This window comes from Nostoc sp. UIC 10630 (assembly GCF_010747425.1).
Lineage (GTDB): Bacteria > Cyanobacteriota > Cyanobacteriia > Cyanobacteriales > Nostocaceae > Nostoc.
Window position 1 is genome coordinate 1 of record NZ_JAAGOG010000297.1, and the last position, 7,556, is coordinate 7,556.

The 7,556-nt window shown below is 40.4% G+C and carries 2 protein-coding genes; both read left to right on the top strand.

What is annotated here, in order from left to right:
- Nucleotides 1-735 precede the first annotated feature (735 nt).
- A complete protein-coding gene (locus tag G1O98_RS35470) occupies nucleotides 736-4,977 on the top strand; it encodes a non-ribosomal peptide synthetase (RefSeq protein WP_163938715.1) in 4,242 nt (1,413 codons plus the stop codon).
- A gap of 8 nt (nucleotides 4,978-4,985) precedes the next feature.
- Nucleotides 4,986-7,556 (top strand): amino acid adenylation domain-containing protein (locus G1O98_RS35475; protein WP_163938718.1); only part of this gene is annotated, 2,571 nt, incomplete at its 3' end.

The window sequence follows — 7,556 nt, forward strand, 5'->3', positions numbered from 1 at the left end:
CTTTAGAAATTTTAGATTACGCAGTTTATTAAACTGGCACTTTTCTATTAATTCTCCATAAAAGTAACCGAAGAACCAGGTTTTTTTCCATTTAAGATGAGTCCCTTTCCCCAACAACCCGACAAGTCTTGATTCACTTCCGACTTCCGAATTTCGAATGCTGACTTAATTTACAGTGAATATCTTTTTCTAAAACCTCTTGTATTATTTTGTGTGCAAGACGTTTTGTATAAGTCTTTTTCCTCCTCCCATAATCAAAGTCCTAATCGCAAATTGGCAAATGCTTGATCATATCACAAAAAACTTTTGCAAGAGTTCTTTAGGGTGCGGAAGGTCGGTTGGATGCATTTGCCCTACTGCTTGATCTATGCCTTAAGATTGATATACATCTTCTAATTTGTCAATAAAACTTATTCGTAAGATACTTTTATTTTCTATGTTAATACGTCTATTTTAAGTAAAAATATGAAAAATTTTGGTATAAATCGTAATTAAGAAAAAGTTGTGCCTCATTTCTGAAAATTTAAATAACTAAGCAAGTAAAACTAAGTCTTGAAATCTTGTTTTGAAGACTAATTCTGCTATCAAAGTATGCCTTTCTCGAACACTATCTTGAAAAAATATGGATAATCTATCAGAAGTTCTTCAAAGCTAAACTCCTATCGAAGCATTGACAACAAGATGGGCTGAAAAAAAGTTTCCACAAATTCCACCACAACTGTTTGCCATTCACTTATGAGCCAGTATATTTACAGTAGTCTTACAGATGATGAAGAACTTAATTTTTCTGAGGAAGCAGAGGTTTTCGTTTTTCCCACTTCTTTCGCCCAGCAGCGATTGTGGTTTCTCGACCAGTTAGCACCGGGGAATCCATTTTACAATGTGTCAACAGCACTTCACTTGACAGGTTCCCTCAACTTCACCGCCTTAAAGCAGACATTCAACGAAATTGTACGTCGTCACGAAACGTTACGCACTAGGTTTGTTATGGTAGAGCAACAACCAGTACAGGCGATTCCTGCGGAAAGCTGCGCTAACGCACCTAGCTTAACCATACCTCTTCCCTTAATAGACCTACGCAATTTCGACAGCCCAGAACGCGACACGCGAGTGCAACAAATCGTAACCCAAGAGTCTCAACATCCTTTTAATCTCACCACTGGGCCATTACTACGAGTAAAGCTACTGCAACTGGATGAAGCAGAATATCTGCTGCTGCTAAATCTACATCACATAGTTGCCGATGGCTGGTCAATTGGAGTGCTAATTAAAGAATTGGGCATATTATACAAAGCCTTGGCAGGGGATAAGCGATGTCTGACGACTAGCTACTCCGTATCTACGCTCCTACCAGAACTACCTATTCAATATGCAGATTTCGCTCAATGGCAACGGGAGTGGCTACAAGGAGTGGGAGCAAACGGCACCTCACCTCTACAAACCCAGTTAGCTTATTGGCAAAAGCAATTAGACGGGATTTCAGTACTGAATCTACCCACCGACCGAATAAGACCAGCAGTTCCTACCTACAAAGGTGCAAAACAATTTTTAGATCTACCACACTCTTTAACTCAAGCGCTAGAGGCATTAAGCTACCAAGAAGGCGTTACCTTGTTCATGACAATGCTGGCAGCGTTTCAGACTTTGCTCTATCGCTACACGCAGCAAGAGGATATTACAGTTGGTTCACCTATTGCTAATCGCAATCGTAGTGAACTAGAAGGATTAATTGGTTTTTTTGTCAATAGCTTGGTGTTACGTACAGATTTCTCAGGCAAGGCGACATTTCGAGAATTGTTGAATCGAGTGCGAGAGGTAACTTTAGAAGCATACAGTCATCAGGACTTGCCTTTTGAAAAGCTGGTGGAAGAACTTCACCCAGAGCGAGATTTGAGCTATCATCCTTTTTTTCAGGTTGTATTTAGCCTACAAAATACTCCTATCGAAACCCTAGAGTTATCTGGGTTAACGCTTTCGCTATTTGAGTTCGATAGCAAAACTGCAAAACTTGATTTAGAATTCCATTTGTGGCAAGACTTGGAAAGTTTGAAAGGACAAATGGTTTATAGCACCGATTTATTTGATGACAAAACCATTACGCGAATGCTGGGACATTTCCAAACGCTGCTAGAAAGCATTGTTGCCAATCCCGAACAGCGGATTTCAGATTTGTCTTTACTTACTGTGCAAGAACGACAAGAGTTATTAATTGATTGGAATGATACTAAACGAGACTATCCAGAGAACAAGTGTTTTCATCATTTATTTGAAGCACAAGTGCAGGAAACTCCCGATGCAAACGCACTAGTATTTGACAATGAACAACTCAGCTACAAAGAGTTAAATATACGCAGCAACCAACTTGCACATTATCTGAAAAAATTGGGGGTAGTACCTGGCGTTTTAGTAGGTATTTGCGTAGAGCGTTCCCCAGAAGCGATCATCGCCCTATTAGGCATTCTCAAAGCAGGTGGAGCATACCTGCCTTTAGATCCGAGCCTACCTCAAGAACGTCTTAACTTCATCCTAGAAGATGCACAAGTTTCAATCTTGCTCACTCATTGCTCTTTAGCCCCCCTTTTAAAGGGGAGCCAGCGCGGTCTTCTCCCAAGGGGAGACGCTAAAAGCGATGGGGTCTCCCCAAGTAGAGCGACTGGCGTGGGTTGGGAGGATCTCTTGTCTATAGTTTACATAGATAAAGATTGGGCAACTATTACACAACACAGCAAAGAAAACCCAAGCAGTGTTGTAAAATCTGACAACCTAGCTTATGTTATCTACACCTCTGGCTCAACAGGAAAACCTAAAGGTGTTTTGCTCCAACATCAAGGATTGTCTAACTTAGCGGCATCTCAGATTGACGTTTTCAACATACAACCGATTAACCGCATTCTGCAATTCGCATCATTAAGCTTCGATGCCTCAATTTTTGAGATTGTGATGGCACTGCAAACAGGAGCAACTCTTTATTTAGCAAACAAAGAATCCCTTCTACCCGGACAAACTTTGCTCCAATTATTGCGCGAAAAAGCTATTACTCACGTCACCCTTCCGCCAGCAGTATTAGCAGTACTACCTACAGAATCACTGCCGGCATTGCAAACTATTATCTGTGCAGGCGAATCCTGTACCGATGATATTGTCAAACGTTGGTGGAACTCTCAGCGTCAGTTTTTTAATGCTTACGGGCCTACTGAAGCAACAGTTTGGTCAACTGTTGCAGAGATTAGTACTATGGGTGAGAAACCGCCCATTGGTCGCCCTATTGCTAATACTCGAATTTATATATTAGATAAATATTTACAACCTTTACCAATTGGAATTATTGGCGAATTATACATAGCTGGTGAGGGATTGGCACAAGGCTATCTCAATCGCCCTGAATTAACTATTGAAAATTTTATTCCCAATCCCTTTAGTGATAAAAAGGGAGCGCGACTTTACAAGACAGGTGATTTAGCTCGGTATCGGCCGGACGGTAATATTGAATTTTTAGGACGCATCGATAATCAAGTAAAAATTCGTGGATTCCGCATTGAGTTGTCAGAAATTGAAACAGTCCTGAGTCAGCATCAGAGTGTGCAAAAAGCAGTAGTAATTGTTAAAGAAAATGTATCTGGTGATAAGTACTTGGTAGCTTATATTGTTCCCAATGTGGAGACGCAAAATTTCTCGTCATTACTACGTAAATTCTTAAAAGAAAAATTACCAGAATACACGATACCCAAAGCTTTTGTAATGCTAGATTCTCTGCCGCTAACAGCTAGTGGTAAAGTGGATCGTCTGGCACTAATAGAACTCGACAGTCCGGCTAGCCGCTTAAGAGATAAAACATTTATCGCTCCTCGGACTCCAACCGAATCAAGTTTGGCAAAAATTTGGGCTGAAGTGCTTAATATTGAGCGTGTGGGAATTTACGATAACTTCTTCGGCTTGGGAGGAGATTCGCTGTTAACTGTACGCCTCCTGAAGCAAATACACAAGCAGTTTGAGAACGAATTACCGTTATCTACCTTATTTTTAAATCCGACAATTGAAAGTTTAGCAACTGCTCTATCCTCAAAGGCAGATTCTCTCTCGTGGTCTCCCTTAGTTCCGATTCAACCTGCTGGTTCAAGTCCACCTTTCTTCTGCATACATCCAATTTTTGGTGTTGTTTTCCCTTATTACGAATTAGCTCAGAATTTGGGAAAAAATCAACCATTTTATGGGTTACAACCCATTGGACTTGACGGAAAAAGTTTTCCATTAACTCGCATTGAGGATATGGCTACCCACTACATTGAAGCATTGCGTACAGTACAGCCTAAAGGCCCTTATTTTTTAGGAGGTTGGTCTTTTGGAGGTTGGGTTGCTTTTGAAATGGCTCAACAACTCAAAAAGTCTGGGGAAGAAGTGGCTTTACTTGCTGTGCTTGACACTTTAGCACCAATTCCAGGCAATATACCTTCTTTAGCTAGTGGTTTCAAGTTTCTGCTGACGACAGTTGCGCGATATATATGGCCCTTTTTCCTCGATTATTTTTATCTAATCATCGCTATCATCAAGAATCGAATTAACAGTTTAACTTCTCGGTTGACTAATTTTAATAAAATTGTGCGGCTCCAAACGAATCTGTTCTCTCACTTCATTCGGAAAGAGGATGCCACAGTCAACATTATACCTGAAGAATCCAAGTTAAGACTTTTAAGCGAGTTAGCAATTCGTCCAATGCTTCGTGTTTTTTATGCCAATAGCCAAGCAGTTCTTAACTACGTTCCGCAAGCCTACCCTAAACGAATTAATCTTTTCAGAACAAAGGTTCAATCAAGCATTGCCAAGGAAGATCCGAGTATGGGTTGGGATCAGCTAACTGTAGGAGGAACGGAAATTCATCATATTCCTGGTAATCACCTAACTATGCTGAGAAAACCCCATATCCAAATTCTTGCCGCACAGGTAAGAGCTTGTATTGAGAAAGCACAAAATTTAAAATAAGGATCAATATGTCTTCTGAAGAAGTCTTCGTTTTTCCAGCATCTTTTGCTCAACAACGGCTATGGTTTCTCGACCAGTTGATCACCGACAATGGTATCTACAATGTGCCGACAGTAATTCGTTTGACAGGTTTGCTGAAATTAGTTGCACTAGAACAGACTTTTAGCGAAATCGTGCGTCGCCACGAAACCTTACGCACAACTTTTATTGTGTCGGATGGGCAACCTCTACAGGCTATTGCACCCAACTTAACAATACCTCTTTCTGTACTGGACCTCCAGCAATTACCAAATGATGAACAAGAAATTAAAGCAAAGTCCATTATTACCGCAGAGATAGAACATCCCTTCGATTTATCTTCCGGCCCATTGCTGCGAGTAATACTCCTCGTCCTTTCTGAGACAGAACATATTCTATTACTGAATATGCACCACATTATCTGCGACGATTGGTCTATGGGGGTACTGATTCGAGAACTGGGAACGCTGTACGCAGCTTTTGCACAAAACCAGCCTTCTCCTCTATTAGAACTGCCTCTTCAGTACGCCGATTTTGCTCACTGGCAGCGCGAGTGGTTGCAAGGAGAAGTACTTCAAACCCAGTTAGCTTACTGGCGAGAGCAACTAAAGGGTATTTCCATACTGCATTTGCCTATTGACAAACCAAGACCAGCTATACAAAGCTATCAAGGAGCAACACAATTTCTAGAGTTACCGCTCAAGCTAATTGATGCGCTAGAAAAGTTGTCACAGCAAGAAGGTGTCACCTTATTTATGACATTGGTAGCAGTATTTAAAACATTACTTTACCGCTATACACACCAAGAAAATATCGCGGTAGGTTCGCCAATTGCTAATCGTAACCGCAGCGAAATTGAAGGAATAATTGGTTTTTTTGTCAATAGTTTGGTGTTACATAGCAACTTATCTGGAAACCCAACTTTTCGAGAACTATTAGGCAGAGTACACGAGGTAACATTAGGAGCATACAGCCATCAAGATTTGCCGTTTGAAAAGTTAGTTGAAGAACTGCATCCAGAGCGAAACTTGAGCTACCATCCGCTATTTCAAGTGGTGTTTGGTTTCCAGAATGCACCAATGTCAGCGCTAGAACTGCCTGGATTAGTACCTAGCTTTCTGAATATTGACTTGAAAAAAACACGTTTTGATTTGGAACTGCATCTGTGGAAGTGTTCTGAGGATTTTAGGAGCTTATGGGGCGGAAACTGGGAGTATTCTGAAGGTCTCCGAGGTGTAATGGTTTACAACACAGATTTATTTGATAAAGCTACTATTAGCCGGATGGTGGAACATTTTAAAAATCTGTTGTCAGCTATTGTTGCAAATCCAGAAGAACGAATTGCAAATTTACCGTTATTAAGTGAAGCGGAGTTACATCAGGTATTGGTGGAATGGAATAACACCCAAGCAGATTATTCTCAAGATAAGTGTATCCATCAATTGTTTGAAGAAAAGGTACAGCAGTATCTTGATTCTATAGCAGTAAACTTTGCTAACGAGCAACTGACTTATCAAGAGTTGAATACTCGCAGCAATAAACTAGCACACCACTTACAAAAAATCGGAGTATGTTCAGAAGTTTTAGTCGGCATTTGTATTTCACAGTCTATAGAAATGATCGTCGGATTGTTGGGTATTCTGAAAGCAGGGGGAGTCTATGTCCCATTAGACTCAAGTTATCCTCAAGAGCGCCTAAAATTTATGCTTGAAGATGCACAAGTTTCAGTGTTGCTGACACAAGAAAACTTGCTCAAGCATTTTGAAGGTTTCTCAAAACCAATTATTTCTATAGATAAAGACTGGGAAATTATTACCCAAGAAAAGCAAGATAATCCCGAAAGCAATTTAAATAGTAATAATTTAGCATATATTATTTACACCTCTGGTTCTACAGGAAAACCCAAGGGAGTTGCTGTACCTCACAAAGCTGTAAATCGGCTAGTGTGCAATACGAACTATATAAAATTATTACCATCTGATAAAGTCGCCCAAGCCTCAAATGCCTCTTTTGATGCAGCTACATTCGAGATTTGGGGACCGCTGCTTAACGGCGCTCAACTTGTGGGAATTACTAAAGATATAACCCTATCGCCTCACGAATTTTCATTAAAACTACGAGAAGAAGGTATCAGTATTCTGTTTTTGACTACTGCCTTATTTCAACAGATTGCCAGAGATGTTCCACAAGCTTTTACTTCGTTGCAGTACTTACTGTTTGGTGGAGAGACTGTTGATAAAAGATGGGTTAAAAAGGTTCTTAAACATGGTGCGCCAAAGTATTTAATTCATGTTTATGGTCCTACAGAGAATACAACATTTTCTTCTTATTATTATGTTAAAGAGTTACCATCAGCCACATATTTTCCTATTGGTCGTCCCATTACAAACACGCAAATTTATATATTAGATACATGTTTACAACCAGTACCTATTGGTGTTACTGGCGAATTATATATTGGTGGGGAGGGGCTGGCACGAGAATATCTCAATCGCCCTGAATTAACACAAGATAAATTTATCTCCAATCCCTTCGCTAGAAGCAGAGGGGCAGGGGAGCAG

Excerpts from the sequence above, each read along its gene's own strand:
- G1O98_RS35470 (WP_163938715.1), top strand. The coding sequence starts at position 736 with ATGAGCCAGTATATTTACAGTAGTCTTACAGATGATGAAGAACTTAAT.